A 16,661-nucleotide genomic window follows, 5' to 3' on the forward strand; every position below is an offset into this window, starting at 1 on the left:
ATTCTTCAGCAAGGCAACGCAGCGCTCAAGGCTTCTCGGCATCGACTTTCTTCCAGGTCTGGTCGGGATCGAACAAGGAGGTCCGTCTCGCGACGAAGTCCGTGCGCTGGCCGAGGTCCTTCTGGTAGACGGTGCCGTTATGATTGACGAGGAAGGTCATCACGCCGGAATTGCCATATTCGGCAGGCCAGGCAATCAACCCGAAGCCGCCAATCATCTTGCCTTTGACGACGTAGTTGAGCGGGCCGCCCGGCGCATCCGGCCCCTGCCCCTTCAAGATCCGAAAGTAGTATCCGTGATATGGGCTCGGCCCTACGCCGGCCGCCTTGTAGCCTTCGGCTGACGCCTCCGCCGCAAGTGGACCGAGCGGGCTCGGGTCGCTGTCGTCGCGCCAGAACAGCCCGTCCTTCTTGCCGGGATTGCTGACGATGCGTTGCGCATAGACGCCCACGCCCTCACCGCGATCCTTGCCGGCATATTCGTTCTGGGCGTCGACATAGGCGAGCGCGGTCTGGATCGCGTCGAGCTCATTTCGGCCGATGCGGCGGCGGAGCACTTCGATCCGCCCCTCGTCGGTGTCGAACTCCCAGCCGGACTTGGTGTTGACCAACGGGATCGGGAACGGAAAATCGTCCGAGCCCAGCATCAGGGTCGCGGTCTTGTTGCCCTCCGCCTTGATGCCGTGCTTGGCGTCATACGTCGACGTGAAGCGCTGGCGTATGTCGTTGTCGGCGACCTCGTCACCGGAGAAGACGATGTCCTGCGCGGCCTTGCCGAGCACTTTCAGGATGTCGCCCGGCCCGCTCTTGACTGCAGCCGCAAGCGCCGCGGCCGCATCTTCCGGCGTCTTGTACGATTGCTGAGCCTGTGACGCAGAACCAAGCAGCGCCAGCGCCATGAGGCCCGGTAGAATCGCGCGACGTAACGATTTCAGACCGGTCATGGCGTCACCTCCGCAGGGATGTTCCCGCCGCTGGCGAGCCAGTCGCGGTAGGTGCGGAATGTCAATCCGAGCTTCTCGTAGTACACGCGCAGATATCCGTCGCTTCCGCGCGTTACGGCGTTCGGCATCACCTGCTCGACCTCCTGCGCCATGACACCCACATAGGCCTTGTCGCTGCCGAGATAGCTGAAGCGGTAATAGCCGAGGCCGTTACCGAGATGACCGAGCAGGACGATGTCGTGCTTCAGTGCGATATCGGAACGCCGGCCACCTCCGCCGCCGCGCCCACCTCCTCCGCCTCCACCACGAAAGCCGCCGCCACCCATCGACATCCCGCCGCCGCCGCCACGACCGGCCATGCTCGGCCCGCCGCCGCCACCGCGCGGCATGCTGGCCATGCTGGAGCGCCCACGTGCGGATGCCGCAGCCGCCGACCGGCCCGAGGAAACGTTCATCGCGCCTCCACGATTGCCGCCCCCGCCGCGGTTGGCCGCAGCGCCACCTGCGCGGTTGGCAGCCTTGGCGCGATCGCCGCCGCCTTTGCTGGCATTCTTGGCGCGGTCACCGCCGCCCTTGGCACGATCTGCAGCACCGGCGCGGTCGCCCGACCGATCGCCACGATTGCCGGCACGGTCACCCGCGCGATCTCCGGCCCGGTCGCCAGCGCGGTCCCCCGCTCCACCGCGATCACCAGCACGGTCGCCCGCGCGATCGCGCGCTCCCTGGTCCGGACGCAGCACCTGGTTGCCGTCACGGCCGCGGAAATCCATCCGGTCGGCAGCGCCGGCCTTCAGATTGTTGTTGCCGAAGCGCTGCTGAACATTGGTGTTGTTGTAACGCACGCCCTGGCGGTGCGCCGCATTGTGCTGCCAGCCGGTGTTGATGTTGGTGTTGCGATGGTTGACGTAGACGTTGCGGTTGCCCCAGTTGCAACCGCCGCCCCAGTAGTTGCCCCAGCGCCCGATGGCCCAGGCGGTACCGAAGGCAAGACCAGCCGCGACAACGCCTGCGCCGATATGGGAGGGATAGCCGAAATAATAGGGCGGGTACGCCGCGTAAGGCCACGCCCCGTAAACGGTGGCCGGCTCGTAATACGGTACGTACATCGTCCCCGGCTCGGCCGGTTCGATGACGACCACCTGCTTGCTTTCCTGCGTCTTGACGCTGACCTTCTGTTGCTTGGTCGTAACGAGCTTCTTGTTGTCATAGGCCTTCGTGCGCAACCGCTGGATCGCATCCATCACATCTGCCTGCTGGGCAAGAAAAGCGTCCCCGAGATTCTTGGTCCAGTCGAGCTTGTCGCTCATCATGGTCAGCACCTCCGCGGTGCTCACCAGCGCCTTGATGCTGTCATCCCATGCTTGCTTCTCGACCTCGACCCTCAGCGCATCGCCCTTCAGCGACTTGCGCTCCTTCAGCCAACGATCGGCCTGCACGACCTCGAGTGGATAGGTCGAGGCGGCCAGGACGTTGGCAAGGAGTTCATCCGGATAGAGCGCAATCGGCGCAACCAGAGCCTCGAGCTGTTCGGGTTTGAGAATCTCGGCCGACGGCGCGGCGGGGCTAGCCGGCTGCGCCTGCGGAGCCGGGGCCGCGGGCGTCGTGGGAGTCTGTGCCGATGCAGCGAACGAGGTCGCCATTGTGAACGCAAGCGCCATCACGATCTTGCCGCAGCGAAACATCACATCCTCCTTCGTACTTCCAACTTGGGAAGATCAAGCCGGATCGGAGGCGTTCGTTGATCGAGATCAAACAAACGAGATCCTCAAGCGTGCTGCGGCGCAAGACAAACTCTCATTCGATCCGTTCGGCGTCCATCAGCAGCCGGCTCGGCACCGTGAGTCCGAGAGCATTGGCCGCCTTCATGTTGATGACGAGCTCGAACCTGGTGGCGAATTGCACCGGCAGGGTGCCGATCTCGGCGCCGCGCAGGAGGCGGCCAACATAGCCGGCCCCGTCCCGAAACTGCTGGGTGAGATCTGCCCCATGGGAGATCGCCTGCCCTCATCTGCGACGGCGGAAGAAAAACGGCTGCGGCGCCCCGGAGGCTTGACCAAGATCGAGGTATCGCCTCCTCAGCCCGCGATCGGAAGCCGCATCGTGAACTGGGCGCCGCCCGCGGCGTGGTTCGCCGCGACAATTTCGCCGTGATGAGCCTCGATGATGGTTTTGACGATCGCCAGTCCCATTCCCATGCCTTGCGGCTTGGTCGTGAAAAACGGGTCGAAAACCTTGGCGAGGTCGGCCGGGGCTATTCCGGGTCCGGTATCGGTGATCCTGACCTCGGCCTGATTGCCGGCCCGGAGGGTCGAGACGCTGATCTCGCGCCTTCCGGCGTCAGCATCCGTCACGGCATCCATCGCGTTGATGATCAGGTTGAGGATGACCTGCTGAAGCTGGACTGGATCTCCCCTGACGTGAAGATCAGTCGTCAGAGGCGTGTAGGTCAAGGCGATGCGGCGTCCGTCGGCGACGGCCTTCGCAAGGCCGAGCGCTTCGCGAACGGTACCGTTGAGCGCGATGTCCCTGATTTCAAACGGCGTCTTTTTCAGGACGGAGCGCAGTCTGCGGATCACCTCGCTGGCCCGTTGGTCATCGCGCCTGATGTCGGCGAGGATCTGACGAACCTCGTTGATGTCGGGCGTGTTGGCGCTCAGCATGAGCTCGGCCGTCTCGGCATTCGTCAGGATGGAGCCGAGCGGCTGGTTCAGTTCGTGGGCGATGGACGTGGTCAACTCGCCGACGGCGGAATAGCGATTGGCGTGAGCGAGTTCGGCGAGACGCTGGCGCGATTCGACCTCGGCAACCATCCGTCGCCGCCGTTCGTGCAGCAGCCCACTGATGAGACCGCCCTGCACGAGGAACGCAGCCGCGACCATCAGCATCTGCCAGCGATAACGCTCCCAGATGTTCGGCTCGCGAAACAGGATCTGACTGTCAGGAGGCAAACGACTCTCGCTGATGCCCCAGCGCCGCAATTCCCGCCAGTCATATCTGGGTGCGGAGAAGCCGATCGTCTCGGAGTTGATGCTCGCGGGCTTCGCGCCGCCGAGGATGCCGATCGCGGCGCGAACAGTCCTTGCACTCGTTTCCGCGATCAAATGCATCGGTCCTCCGACGGGACCGTCACCGAAAAAGGGCTCCTGGTAGGAGAAGATCGGAGCATTTGCGACTGCATGAAGGCTGCGCAGGGCAATGTCGCTCTCGTGGACGACGCCGGCTGCATCGACCGACATCAGCCCCCAGAACAAGGCGGTCCCCGGCGGGAGCTTCGATGCACGCTTCAGGATCTCCTCGAATGACAGATCCGAATACCAGACCAGCTCGACTCGCCCGTCGAGCGGTTTCAGCTCTCGCTTGACCTCCTCGACCCAGAACCTCTCGAGTGGCGAGGCTCCAATTACGACTGCAACGGACTTGGTGTCCGGCAAAACCTGCAGGATGTTCTCGAATGCGGCCATAAAATCGTTGCGAATTGCCACGACCACATCGTTGGAGCCGAGACCTGCGCGATGAATCAGCCGATCCTCGACCGCGGTGAGAATGAGCGGCGTATCCGGGAACAGCTTTGCACGGTATCTCTGCGCAAACCGAGCGGCCGGTGCACCGATGCTCAGCACCACGTCGGGCGTCACGCCCTGGTACAGCGAGTGCAGATATTCGACAAAGGGCGCCTCGGGGCCAGGAATGTTGAAGCGCGCCGTGAGCAGCGCATGCTCCTGGATGTCGAGCGGCCAGCGCGACTGTCGCTCGAGTTCGCTCTTGATATCGCGGGCATATTCGCTCCACGGCCGGAATTCGCGGCCGAAAGAGTGCAACACCAGCACGCGTTTGAGCTCGCCGCGCCGGCTTCGCTCGACGGCTTCGGCGCGCGCGGACGGCAGGCTCGCGGCGACGAACAGGCCGAGGTATAGCAGTGCGGCCGTAGCTGGCCACGGCCTGACCGAAACACCGCTCATACGCCTGCTCAGCTCCATTACCGCCGCTTCCGACGGCTGCTTTCCAGGCAATTCTAGCGAGAATTGCGGCGCGCGGACAGGCACGAAAGTGCGATGCGTCCCGTTCAATGACCGCTCAGCACCAATGTCTGGATCGGCAGCAGCAGCGCCTGGATGCGCAGCAGCAGCGCATGGACGAGGCCGACGCCGTCGACGACGTGCAGCGCAATCTTCCGACTGGTCGACGTGCCCTTGGCGGAGATTTCCTCGTGATTGCTGGTATAGGCATTGACGATGCAGCTCGAGCCCGGTGTGACACCGTCCAGGCCCCCTTTGTAGAGCGGCTCGAGGAACACCAGGATGGTGCCGGGACGAACGGCGTTCTGCGGGTCGATGAGCTGTTCGCCGGATCGAAACTGCCCGGCCGCGATGTAGTCCTGCACCGTCGTGATCACCATAGGAATGATCACCCATGGCTTCGAAATGCAGGTTGCCTCCGCCACCATACCTTCCTTCATCACCTGAGCCTCGATCTGGCCGAAGCCCGCTTGCAGAGACTTCCGGCCGGCGCCTTCCGGAACGAGCACGCCGGCCGGCCGCATCAGCTGGTTGACGACATCGCCCGATCGAACCAGGAACTGCTCGACGCGCCCATCTACGCCAGCGCGGACGAGCGTCTTGTCGAGATCGACCTGAGCCTGGGCCAGTGCAGCCTCCGCACTCGCCTTCTGAGCCGGCAGCAGAATCGAGATCTGCAGCGACGCCGATTGCTTTGCGGCCGTCGCGGCATCGATGCCGGACTGACGCTGGTCGACCAGGACCTGGAGCTTGTCGATGTCGCGCTGCGGAACGATTCCGGGATTGCGGCGCTGGAGCTCGCTCTTGGTCTCCAACTCGTCCTTGGCCTGCTGATAATTGGCTCTCGCCTCCCCGACCTGCGCCTCGGCCTTGGCCACATCGGCTTGCGCCGTCTGCATGGTCGCATCGACCTCCGCAACCTTCCGTTTGGCGGTTTCGAGCGCGGCCTGCTGCTTCGAGCTGTCCAGGGTGAACAGCACGTCCCCCTTCTTGACCGGCGCGCTGAAGCCGACCTTGACCTCGGCCACGCGGCCGGAGCCTTCAGGCAGGATTGGAACCGTGCGGAAATACAACGTCGCCGACGACGTCGCCGGATGGAAATAGAAGATCATGGTGATCAGCGACACCGTCAGCATCAGGCAGCCTGTGATGCCCCAGCGCAGCTCGTACCAGATGGAGAAGAAGGTGATCTCCTTGCCGAAGCGCTTGCCCTGGGCATAGCGGCGGTAGAGGTAGTCCGGCAGGATCGTGACCAGGGAGCAGATCAGGAGCTCAAGCATGGCCGGGCTCCTTCGCCTTGGCCGGTACCGGCTTGTCTGCCGGAGGCGGTGTGGTCACCGCCTCCCTCTCCGGCTCAACGTCCTCACCGGCCGGCGTCGCCTCCGCGATCCTCTCGACAGAGCCGGCAATGCTGCGCAGCGGCGTGCCGAAATCTGGCAGATCGATCATTGCGAGCAGCAGTCCTGCAATCCAGAAGATGTGCATATGCGTGAACAGCGAGATCAGGCCGAGCACCGCGACGAACTCGAATTGCAGCTTTTGCGATTTGTGCGCCATCCGCTCCGGCAGGCTGTGCAGCTTCCAATAGAGCGTACCGACCCAGAGCACGGTACCGAGCAGGAAAACTCCCATGACGACCATGAGCGTGTCGATCCCGCTTCCCGGCGCAAGATAAAACGGCAAATGGTGCGGAGCCATGGGATGAAGCTGGTCGCTCAAAAGTCTCTCCCGGTCAGTGAAGTGCACTTGCGGCACCCTGTTCGGGTAGTCTCGCTGTTTGCTTGATTTGAATCAAGGGAACGCCTTTCGCCCGACCTAGCGTCGTACCGATGCTGATTGGATAATCATCAGGAGCCGCCAGCCATGCCGGATCTCGACGATCTCATCCCTAACGCCGCCCAGATTCGAAAGGAAGCGGCCCTCAAGGAAGCCGAGAAGGCTGAGGAATATGCCCGCCTTGCCGCCGCGGCCGAGGCAGAGAAGCGGGCCCTGATCGAGCGACTGACCAAGCCTTCGGGAAAGACCGAGGAGGAGAAGATCAAGCTCGCTTCGACCATTATCCAGCGTGCGGTGCGGAACGGTTTGACCGAGGTTCAGGTCTATCGTTTCCCCAACACACTGTGCACGGACAAGGGCCGCGCCATCAATCAGCAGGAAAAGGGTTGGGAGAACACCCTGACCGGCATTCCGAAGGAAATTTTCCAGCTCTGGACCGATTATTTGAAGCCCCGCGGCTATCGCATTGCCTATCAGATCATCGACTTCCCGGGCGGCATGCCGGGCGATATCGGCGTGACCATCTCCTGGGGCGATGACTAGCGCGCAAGGCAGCCAAAGGAGCGGACATGGCCAAGGACGGCTCCGCGGAGCGGATGAAGCGCAAGGACTACGAGAAGGAGCTGGAAAAACTCCAGGTCGAGCTGTGTCAGCTCCAGGATTATGTGAGGCAGAACAAGCTCCGTGTCATCGTCCTGTTCGAAGGCCGCGACGCCGCCGGTAAGGGCGGCACGATCAAGGCGATCACCGAGAAGGTCAGTCCGCGCGTGTTTCGCGTCGTGGCATTGCCGGCGCCGTCAGACCGCGAAAAGACGCAGCTGTTCTTCCAACGCTACATGGAGCAGTTTCCCGCCGGCGGCGAGATCGTGATCTTCGACCGAAGCTGGTACAACCGCGCCGGCGTCGAATACGTGATGGGCTTCTGCACGCCTGCCGATCATGATCGTTTCCTGTCGCTGTGTCCGCAGATGGAGAAATACGTCATTGACGGCGGCATCATCCTGATCAAGTTCTGGCTGGAGGTCGGGATGGACGAGCAGGAACGCCGCTTCAAGGCGCGCATCGACGACCCGGTCCGGCAATGGAAGCTGAGCCCGATGGATCTGGAATCCTATCGGCGCTGGTACGATTATTCGCGCGCCCGCGACCTGATGCTCCGGAAGACCAGCACGAAAGCCGCGCCGTGGTACATCATCCGCTCCGACGACAAGCGCCGGGCGCGGCTGAATTGCATTGCGCATCTGCTGAAGTCGATTCCGCACAAGCGCATCAAGAAGGACAGGGTCAGACTGCCGAAGCGATCCGACAAGGGGCGCTACAACGACCAGGTGGGCTTGCGCGGGATGAATTTCGTCGCGGAGCGATATTGACGATCAGGCCGCCCGGTGAAGCGGCCCGATCGCGTGACGCGCTTTGAGCGGTCCGACCGCGCTTCGCGTCTATTTCAAACGGATGGTCACACCACCCACCGCCGCCGACACTTCCGCTCCGACCCTTGGACCGGTGAGCTGGAGGATGACGCCATTGCCGTTCTGAAGCTGAACGGCACCGGCGCCTGCGGCAACCGCACCGCCCGCTCCGCCCACCACATAGGAACCTTCGATCGACGCCGGTCCCCTCAGATTGAGAGCGCGGCCGACGAACTTCGTGGTCGAAGCCCCGATCGTGAAACCGACGCTCATGCCGGAAACAGTGAAGGGATATTTCTTGCCCCTGAGGAGCAGGACGCCCTCACCGCCACCGATGCCGACGATGAAGCCGCCCTTGGTGAAGACGACGGCGACCTCGCCGGTCTCGGCACGCGACGGCGTGCTGAAACCAGCGGTGGCCGCAAGCGACGCAACCAGAACGGCACCGATGGCAGACTTTCTCATGACTGTTTTCCCCTTGTGATCATTGCGCCAGGATCATTGCGAAGTACCCGAAGATGGTGAGCAGGATACCCGAGACGGCGTAGCCGACCGGGAATCCGATCCAGGGCACCGAGCTCTGGATCTCGACCGCGGCCTCGCGGCACGGACCGGAATGCGACCGCGCCCCGGCCACCCCGCCCATCAGCACCGCAGGATTGATCTTGAAGACGTGATAGCCGATCGCCCAGACGATGAAGGGCGGGACGGTGCAGGCGATGAAGCCCGCGATGAAGATCTTCAAGGCCACGGCGCCCGTGAGCTGCGAGAGCAATCCCGCGCCGGCGTTGATGCCGACGATGGCGACGAAGACCACGAGACCGAGGTCCTCCAGCACGTTGCGCGCGGCATTGGGGGTGTTGCCGAAGAAGCGCAGCCGCGACACGGCCGAGGACACGATGACGCCAGATAGGAGCAGGCCGCCGGCATTGCCGAGGCCGATCTTGGCGCCGAAGGCCGGGAATTCGACCATCCCGATCAGGAAGCCGAGGATCATTCCCGTAGCCAGCGTCAGCAGGTCGGTGGAGGTGTTGGTGCGCGCGATGCGGCCCCACATGTCACCGAGCTCGTTGACGGCGGACTTCAGGCCGACCACGGAGACGATGTCCATCCGTTGCAACTCAGTCTTGAGACCGGCGGGAATCTGCACGCCGCCGCGCTCGACCTTGGTGACCTGCAATTGGCCGGCGATTGCCGTTTCGCGGAAGGACTCGAAGGTGCGTCCCACCATTTCCTTGTTGGTGACGAGAATGTCGGCCTGGTCCATGGGAATACCCAGAGTCTTGGCATCCGCGACCTCCGGGCCGATCAATCCCATTTTGTCGGTGAGATGCTCGGTCGAGCCGCCCAGCGCGACAACGTCGCCCTTTTGGAGAACGAGATCGGGATCGGCCCCTTGCGGCTCACCGTTACGTCCCACATTGACGATGCGGTATTCAGGATTCACCGCGCGGAATTTTGCGATGCTCATGCCGACCTGCGCCGGATTCTCCAGCCGGTAGGCACGCAGCCCGAATTGGCGATAGCCGGTCAGACCGCCGCCTTCGAGATCCTTGACGCCGAACTCCGTCTCATATTGCTTCGCGGCGGCTTTCGCGTCGACACCCCACCAGCGCGGCAGATATTTGCAGATCAGGATGATGCCGACGGTGCCCCAGATGTAGGTGATGCCGTAGGACAGCGCGATCATGCCCGACGCGTCCTCCGGCTTCATGCCCTCCGGCAGCCTGACGACGCCGGATGTCACCGCCTGCTCGGCCGAACCGATCGCGGCTGACATGGTCTGCGAGCCCGCCAGCATGCCGCCGGCCGCTCCCGGCGGCAACGCGAAGAGCTTTGCGAAGATAACGACAAGCGCCAGACCAATTACGCTTGATACCGTCGCCAGGACGACAAACTTAAGTCCGTCGCCCCTCAAGCTGTTGATGAAGGACGGGCCGACGCGCAGGCCGACGCCGTACATGAAGAGATAGTAGAACAGGCTCTTCGCGAAATTGTTCAGCTCGAGCTTGACGCCGTAGGTCGAGGCCCAGACCGAGAGCCCCGCGCCCACCACGATGGCGCCGGCGACCATGCCGAGGCCATAACCCTTGATGCTCGCCCGGCCGATCCAGACGGCGAGCCCGACCACGAGGAACAGCAGCAGAAACGGATTGTGCTGCAGAAAAGAGAAGAGACCCTGCATGTTCGTCCCCTTTTTCGACTTATGACGCGGCCTTGAGCTTGGGCTGCGTGCCGGGCTTCGGCTTGCCGAGTTTCGCCAAGGCTTCCGTACGCACGAGCTTCAGGCCTTCGTTGGCGTCGTAGCCATGAATTTCCTTCACATCGAGCTTGCGCATGAAGTCGATGGTCTCCTGGGTGATGACTTGGCCGGGCACCATGATCGGAAAGCCCGGCGGATACGGGATCACGAAATTAGCGGAGACGAGCTCGGGGCCGGCCTTCAGGCGACGATCGATCTCGGGATCGTTGAGGCGGATGTGCTCACAGCCGGCGACGTCATAGGCAGCATAGAAGCCGGTGCGGATATCCCCCTCGTTGGTCTTGGTGCCGGCATCGCCGCGGAAGCTCGGATGGAAATGCGAGAAGTTCGGCAGATCCGGCACATCCTTCATCAGGCTCGTGACCCTGGCCTCGAAGGTCTTCTTGGCATTCGCGCCGCCCTGAGCTAGACCGCGGTCGATCTCGCCCGCGATCTCGGCGAGCACCCGGATGAGATGCGCGACGTCACTGCGGGTGTTGTTGATATTGGACTGGACCAGGACCGAGTTGCGCGAAGTCTTGTTGACTTGGATGTTGTACTCGTTGGCAAGAATGCCCTTGAACTGCGTGCCGTCATAGCCGGCCGTGCCGCACACCAGCGTCATCCGGGTCGGATCGAGGCAGAACTCGTCCTCGTCCAGACTCTTGAGCGTATTCGCCCAGTTGACGCCGGGAGCGAGAAAGTCGGTGAAGCCGCTCTGGCGGTATTGCGCGGGCACCATGGCGTCGGCACCGAGGATGCGGAAATACTTCGAAATCAGCGGGTTGTTATTGACCGCCTGGCGGATCGCGAACGCGATCTCGATCGCATTGGCAACGAGGCCATAGCCTTCCAGCTCCATCTGCCGCCTGGAGATGTCGAGGCTGGCGATAAGCTGCTGGTTCGGGCTGGTCGAGGCGTGGGTGAACACCGCCTCCTTGAACTGCTGCTCGACGGTGTGGAATTCGACGTCCTTGACCGAGAGCATGGAGCCCTGCCGGATCGCCGACATCGATTTGTGCGTCGAGTTGGTCTGATAGACGCGCAAACGGATCTGGCGTGGATCTGGAATCAGCCTGGTCTTGAGCAGCACTTCATCCGACGGACTCTTGCCGAGTTCGGCCTGCTGCTTCTCGAAGGCGGCAACCGACTTCGGATCGCGCATCCAAGCCTCGATCTCGTTGGCCGCCCCCATGGCGGTGCGTCGCCGCAGGAACGGCGAGAAGCGCGCAAAGCCGAACCAGGCCTCGTCCCACAGGAAGATCAGGTCGGGCTTGATGGCGAGGCATTCCTCCATCACCCTGCGTGTGTTGTAGATGTGGCCGTCGAAGGTGCAGTTGGTGAGATCCACCATCTTGACGCGGTCGAGCCGGCCGTCGGCCCTCGCGCCCAGCAAGGCTTGCTTGATCGTCTTCAGAGGCACCGCGCCGTACATCGAATATTCCGTCATCGGGAAGGCTTCGACATAGAGCGGCTGTGCCCCGGCCAGCACCATGCCGTAATGATGCGACTTGTGGCAGTTGCGGTCGACGATCGCTATGTCGCCGGGCGCGAGCAGCGCCTGCACCGCCATCTTGTTGGAGGTAGAGGTCCCGTTGGTGACGAAGAAGACGCGATCCGCGCCGAGCGCCCTCGCCGCTTTCTCCTGCGCCTTCTTGATGTTGCCGGTCGGCTCGAGCATGCTGTCGAGACCGCCCGTGGTCGCGCTGCTCTCGGCCAAAAACAGGTTCGGACCGTAGAACTCGCCCATGTCGCGGATCCAGTCGGACTTGAATATCGACTTGCCGCGCGCGATCGGCAGCGCATGGAACGTGCCGATCGGTCGTTGCGCGTATTTCTTCAGATTGTCGAAGAATGGCGTATCGTAGCGATCCTGAATGCCCTCGAGGATCGACAAGTGTAGCTCCAAGAGCTCTTCCACCGAATAGAAGATGCGGCGAACCACGTCCGCCTCGGGATTGCCTGCCAGTTCCTCGACGTCGCGATTCGAGATCATGTAGAGATCGAGCTCGGGCCTGACGCGCTTGATGATCTGGGCAAGCCGCAGCGCCGATGCATCGGTTTCCTCGTTGAGACCGGCCCCAGCCATGATCGAACGCAGGACTGGCGCATCGTGCCTTGAGCGAAGCCCGAAGCCCTCATTGATGATGACAGCGCCGAGGTCGGGATTGAGCATCGTCGCGCAGAAGGCGTCCTCCAGGTTGCCGACGATGACCGGTTCATAGATGAAGGCATCGACCGGACGCCGCAGCTTGCGCCATTCGACGGCAAGAGCTGGCCATTGGCTCGGCGACACGCCGGTGACGATCAAGGTCTCGAAATACGGCCTGCGCGCCGTATGCGCACCGAAGCTCGGCGGTACCAGCTCGGGCGCTTCGCCGTTGCCGTCATCTTTCGCGCTCCAATCGCCGGCATGCTGGCGGAAGGACCGCGTCGCCAGCGCCTGGGCAATTCTCGTTGCGAGAGCAAACGAGGCCGCGCTGTCGCCGGTGGCCGCGGCTTCCCGCAGCATTGCCATCAATTGCATGCCGGGATAGCCGTGAAACTCTTCGGTGACGGACAAATTGCCAAGCGCCGCGTCGTAAGCCCCGCGATTGCCGGTTCGAACCCAGGCCTTGGCGGCCTCGACCAGATCGCGCCAGTCATCGGCCCGTGCACCGGGACCCGAAAAGAACTGGTCGATGCGCTTTTGCGCGAGTTTGGTGTCCTTGGACATGCGCCTCTCCCGATCCCCTGAAGCAAACCTGATGCGGGATCGTGAGTGCGGTGGCAGTCGCTCCATTGATCCAAGTCAACGGTCGCGCGCATTCTGGTCAGGCCCCCGCACGCCAGCGAGATCGATAGCCAAGGCCCCCTGGCGCGTTCACGACGCCGCCTCGCGCGGCATCGCCTCGCAGCGCAGCAATACCGCGAGCAACGCAACCACGGGAACGCCGAGCGCGAGATTGGGGATGCTCTTGGTGGCCAAGGCGCCGACCGCAGCGCCAAAACCGAACACGGCGCACAAGGCGGCGAAGATGCCCGAGCGGCGCAGTGTCCCGGCCGGCGCATCAGCGGATGTCATTGCGAACATGTGCTCGACCGCCTGGCGCATATTGCCCGTGATCATCACGGTGCTGCAAAGGACGCCTTCGACTTTGGTGAAGATGGCGGCCTGCATCGCGGCGACGAGCGAAATGCCGAGCGTACCCGCAAGATCGGGCATCCGGTTGTGCAGAATTCCGATCGAGATCAACAGCAGGATCTCGATCAAGGTGCTGATCGCACCGGCCCGTTCGCCGGTGGCGCGACGGAGCCACGCCGCGATGACGATGCCCAGCGCGAAGGCGAGGATCGGCGGCACGAAGTGAACCGCCTTCGCCCAATTGCCGGCAGCCGCGTAGCCCCAGAGAAATATCAGATTGGCGGTCTGGGCGTTCGCCAATACGCCGTGGATGATCCAGGTATAGGCGTCGATATAGCCGCCGGCAAAGGCCAGCAGCAGCACCACTTCGACGGTTTCCTCGCGGCGCACCAAACCGGCTGCAACGTCCAGCGTGCTCATGTCGGCAATGACGGCTGTCGCAATGACTGCATGAACCCATAGCGCCGTCCCAACGCCAACAGGGCTTGATCTGGATCAAGCAATCGCGCCGCGCCGCACATCATATCAGCCGAAAACGCCGGGGGATTGCCACATGGATACTGTCAGGTGGATCATCACCGCCGCTCCGGAGATATTCCTGCTGCTGGCGGTCGCCATCGGCACGATCCTCGGCCGCATCAAGGTTCGCGGCTTCTCGATCGGGACCACCGCATGCATCCTGGTCGTCGCGGTGCTGATCGGGCAACTCGGAACGTTCACGTTTCCGTCGCTGTTGCGCATCATCCTGTTCAGCCTGTTCGTGTTCACGATCGGCTACCGGTCGGGACCGGAGTTCTTCGCCTCCTTGAGCGTCCGCACCCTTGCCCAGGTCGCGCTGGCGCTGGTGCTGGGGGGCACGGGCCTTGCGATCGTCTTGCTGTTTGCGCACGGCTTCCAGCTCGATCCCGGCACCGCTTCGGGAATCGCGGCCGGAGCACTGACGCAATCCTCGGTCATCGGTACCGCGTCGGGCGCCCTGGCGCAGCTCGGCCTGCCCAAGGATGTGCTCAGTCAGCAGGAGGCGAACATCGCGGCGGGTTATGCCGTCACCTACGTCCTCGGCTATATCCTGACCCTGCTGTTCGTCCCCTTCGTCGCCCCTAAGCTGATGGGGATCGATCTGAAGGCGGAGGCCAAGAAACTCGAGGCGGAGCTTGCCGGCGGCGATCCGCCCAAAAGCGAAAATCTCTCCTACCGCAAGTTCCAGGCACGCGCCTACCGCGTGACCACAGCCGCCGGCCGCACGGTTCAGTCAATCGAGGAAGAGATCGGAAGCCGCACGGTCGTCGAGCGTATCGTCCGCGGCGGCGCGGACATCAAACCGCATCTCGATACTGTGCTCGAGGCCGGCGACGACATCGTGCTCGCCGGTCGCACGGCCGTCATCGTCGCGGCGAGACCGGTCATCGGCACCGAGATCGACGCCGATGAGATCCTGAAGACGATGCCAGGCAACGTGCTCGAAGTCCTCGTCGACAATCGTCATCTTCACGGTCGCTCCATCCAGGAGGTCGCCTCACGCGTCGGGGCCGACGCCCGGGGTGTTTTTCTGCGTGCTCTCACCCGTATGGGCCGCGAGGTGCCCCTGAGCGCGGACACGCGGATCTATGTCGGCGACGTCATGACCTTGGTCGGCAGCACGCGCAACATCGAACGTGCGGCAACCGCGGTCGGCCAGATCCTGCGTTCCGACGATCGCACCGACATCGCGTTTCTTGCCGCCGGCATCGCGGCCGGCCTGCTTGCCGGGCTCGTCAGCTTCAGGATCGGCGGCGTCGCGCTCACGCTTGGCGGCGGCGGCGGCGCGCTGATCGCCGGCCTTGTCTGCGGCTGGCTGCGGTCGCGCAAGCCGACCTTGGGAGCAATGCCGCAGGCTGCGCAGCAAACCCTGAGCGATCTCGGCCTCGGGGGCTTCATCGCGGCGATCGGGCTAGGCAACGGCGCCGCCGCCTGGGCTGCGATCCAGGCCCACGGATTGCTTCTGGTCGGCACGGGCCTCGTCATCACGATCGTACCGCTGATTGTGGCGACGCTGTTTGCGCACCACGTGCTGCGCATGAACCCCGTCATCATCTGTGGCGCGCTGGCCGGCGCCATGACCGTCGATGCCGCAGTGACCGGGGCCTGCGACGTCGCGGAGAGCCAGACGCCGGTGCTCGGCGTCGCGGTCCCCTACGCGGTCGGAAACGTGGTGCTGACCGTGCTCGGCCCGATCATCGTGGCCGCTACCTACACCGGATGAGGAGACCTGCCATGCGGCAACCGGTCAGCCCGGCGCTGGGGTGGTTCGCGGCCATCTCGCTTGTGCTGGCAGCCTTCGCAACGACCGCACGCGCGGAGGAAGACGTCCGCATCCAGGAAGAGATCTGGGCGCTGCCGCTGCCGCTCCCGATGTTCGCCTATCTGGTACGTCCGGTCGGCGACGGGCCCTTCCCGCTCGTCATTATGAACCACGGGGTCTCACTCAATCCAACCGACCGCAGCTTCTTTCCGCTGGTGGAATTTCGCGATGCCGCGAAATGGTTCGCGAAGCGAGGCCACCTGGTGGTGGCGCCGGTAGGAACGGGGTATGGCGCCTCGGCCATCGACGTCCCCGAGCGCGGCATTTATGGCCCGTTCTTTTCCAAGATCGGCAAGTGCACCAACCCGAATTTCCGCGACGCCGGCCTGGCGGTGGCGCAGGTCGATCTCTGGATTATCGACTATCTGGCTGCCGAGAAGCGCATCGTGCCCAAGGATGTCATTGTCGTCGGGCAATCTGCCGGCGGCTGGGCTTCCATCGCGCTATCCAGCGTCAACCCGCCTCAGGTCAAGGCGATCATCACCTTCGCGGCCGGTCGCGGCGGACGTGTCGGTGGCAAGCCCAACAACAATTGCGCGCCGGACAAGCTGGTCGAGGCGACCGCAAATTTCGGCCGCACTTCTCGCGTGCCGATGCTGTGGATCTATATCGAGAATGACACGTTCTTCGGCCCCGAGCTGTCGAAGCGCATGCACGACGCCTTCACCGCCGCCGGCGGCAAGGCCGAGTACCATCTGGTGCCGCCGTTCGGCAATGAAGGGCATTTCTTCATCGGCTCTCCGGATGCCGTCCCGATCTGGTCGCCGCTGGTGACGAAATTCCTCGACGCGCCGCACTAACCGCAAGGAG

At 63.4% G+C, this 16,661-nt stretch carries 14 protein-coding genes; 5 read left to right on the forward strand and 9 right to left on the reverse strand.

What is annotated here, in order from left to right; genetic code table 11:
• Positions 1-25: 25 nt before the first annotated feature.
• The gene (locus SE92_RS11090; protein WP_063195733.1) at positions 26-943 is read right to left on the reverse strand and encodes a DUF2950 domain-containing protein; all 918 of its coding nucleotides are present in this window, start codon (positions 941-943) and stop codon (positions 26-28) included.
• Positions 940-2,625: a DUF3300 domain-containing protein gene (locus SE92_RS11095; RefSeq protein ID WP_063195734.1), complete on the reverse strand. Its 1,686-nt coding sequence runs from the start codon at positions 2,623-2,625 to the stop codon at positions 940-942. The genes SE92_RS11090 and SE92_RS11095 overlap by 4 nt, the downstream gene beginning before the upstream one ends.
• Here SE92_RS11095 and SE92_RS37530 point away from each other — a divergent pair.
• Positions 2,585-3,094 (forward strand): hypothetical protein, encoded by a 510-nt coding sequence (locus SE92_RS37530; protein ID WP_502686757.1) that lies wholly within the window; start codon positions 2,585-2,587, stop codon positions 3,092-3,094. The genes SE92_RS11095 and SE92_RS37530 overlap by 41 nt on opposite strands.
• On the opposite strand, the gene SE92_RS11100 is transcribed toward SE92_RS37530, so the two are convergent.
• From SE92_RS11100 to SE92_RS11110, 3 genes are all read right to left on the reverse strand, one after another.
• Complete coding sequence (locus SE92_RS11100) at positions 3,019-4,920, reverse strand: sensor histidine kinase (protein WP_063195735.1); 1,902 nt, start codon at positions 4,918-4,920, stop codon at positions 3,019-3,021. The two genes, SE92_RS37530 and SE92_RS11100, sit on opposite strands and share 76 nt — an antisense overlap.
• A gap of 86 nt (positions 4,921-5,006) precedes the next feature.
• A complete protein-coding gene (locus SE92_RS11105; RefSeq protein WP_063195736.1) occupies positions 5,007-6,239 on the reverse strand; it encodes an HlyD family secretion protein in 1,233 nt (410 codons plus the stop codon).
• A complete protein-coding gene (locus SE92_RS11110; protein WP_063195737.1) occupies positions 6,232-6,657 on the reverse strand; it encodes a hypothetical protein in 426 nt (141 codons plus the stop codon). Before SE92_RS11110 ends, SE92_RS11105 begins: the two co-directional genes overlap by 8 nt.
• 165 nt (positions 6,658-6,822) lie before the next feature.
• Here SE92_RS11110 and SE92_RS11115 point away from each other — a divergent pair, with 165 nt between their 5' ends.
• Both SE92_RS11115 and ppk2 read left to right on the forward strand, forming a co-directional pair.
• Complete coding sequence (locus SE92_RS11115; RefSeq protein WP_063195738.1) at positions 6,823-7,278, forward strand: hypothetical protein; 456 nt, start codon at positions 6,823-6,825, stop codon at positions 7,276-7,278.
• 26 nt (positions 7,279-7,304) lie between these two features.
• Complete coding sequence (gene ppk2 / locus SE92_RS11120; protein WP_063195739.1) at positions 7,305-8,105, forward strand: polyphosphate kinase 2; 801 nt, start codon at positions 7,305-7,307, stop codon at positions 8,103-8,105.
• A 69-nt stretch (positions 8,106-8,174) separates the two neighbouring features.
• Here the strand turns inward: ppk2 and SE92_RS11125 are convergent, their stop codons facing one another.
• The 4 genes from SE92_RS11125 to SE92_RS11140 form a co-directional block, all read right to left on the reverse strand.
• Positions 8,175-8,609, reverse strand: coding sequence for a hypothetical protein (locus SE92_RS11125; protein ID WP_063195740.1), 435 nt, complete (start codon positions 8,607-8,609; stop codon positions 8,175-8,177).
• A 19-nt stretch (positions 8,610-8,628) separates the two neighbouring features.
• Complete coding sequence (locus SE92_RS11130) at positions 8,629-10,329, reverse strand: aspartate:alanine exchanger family transporter (protein ID WP_063195741.1); 1,701 nt, start codon at positions 10,327-10,329, stop codon at positions 8,629-8,631.
• Between the two features lie 19 nt (positions 10,330-10,348).
• Positions 10,349-13,102 (reverse strand): decarboxylase, encoded by a 2,754-nt coding sequence (locus SE92_RS11135; protein WP_063195742.1) that lies wholly within the window; start codon positions 13,100-13,102, stop codon positions 10,349-10,351.
• Between the two features lie 147 nt (positions 13,103-13,249).
• Positions 13,250-13,930 carry a YoaK family protein gene (locus SE92_RS11140; protein WP_063195743.1) on the reverse strand — a complete coding sequence of 227 codons (681 nt, stop codon included), beginning with the start codon at positions 13,928-13,930 and terminating at the stop codon, positions 13,250-13,252.
• A gap of 133 nt (positions 13,931-14,063) precedes the next feature.
• On the opposite strand from SE92_RS11140, the gene SE92_RS11145 reads away from it, so the two are divergent.
• Both SE92_RS11145 and SE92_RS35785 read left to right on the forward strand, forming a co-directional pair.
• Positions 14,064-15,752, forward strand: coding sequence for an aspartate:alanine exchanger family transporter (locus SE92_RS11145; RefSeq protein ID WP_063195744.1), 1,689 nt, complete (start codon positions 14,064-14,066; stop codon positions 15,750-15,752).
• Positions 15,753-15,763: 11 nt separating this feature from the next.
• On the forward strand, positions 15,764-16,651 hold the full coding sequence (locus SE92_RS35785; protein ID WP_063195745.1) for an alpha/beta hydrolase family protein: 888 nt from the start codon (positions 15,764-15,766) through the stop codon (positions 16,649-16,651).
• The last annotated feature ends 10 nt before the right edge of the window (positions 16,652-16,661 follow it).

It is taken from the genome of Bradyrhizobium sp. AT1, from assembly GCF_001590795.1.
In the GTDB taxonomy this organism is placed as follows: Bacteria; Pseudomonadota; Alphaproteobacteria; order Rhizobiales; family Xanthobacteraceae; genus Bradyrhizobium.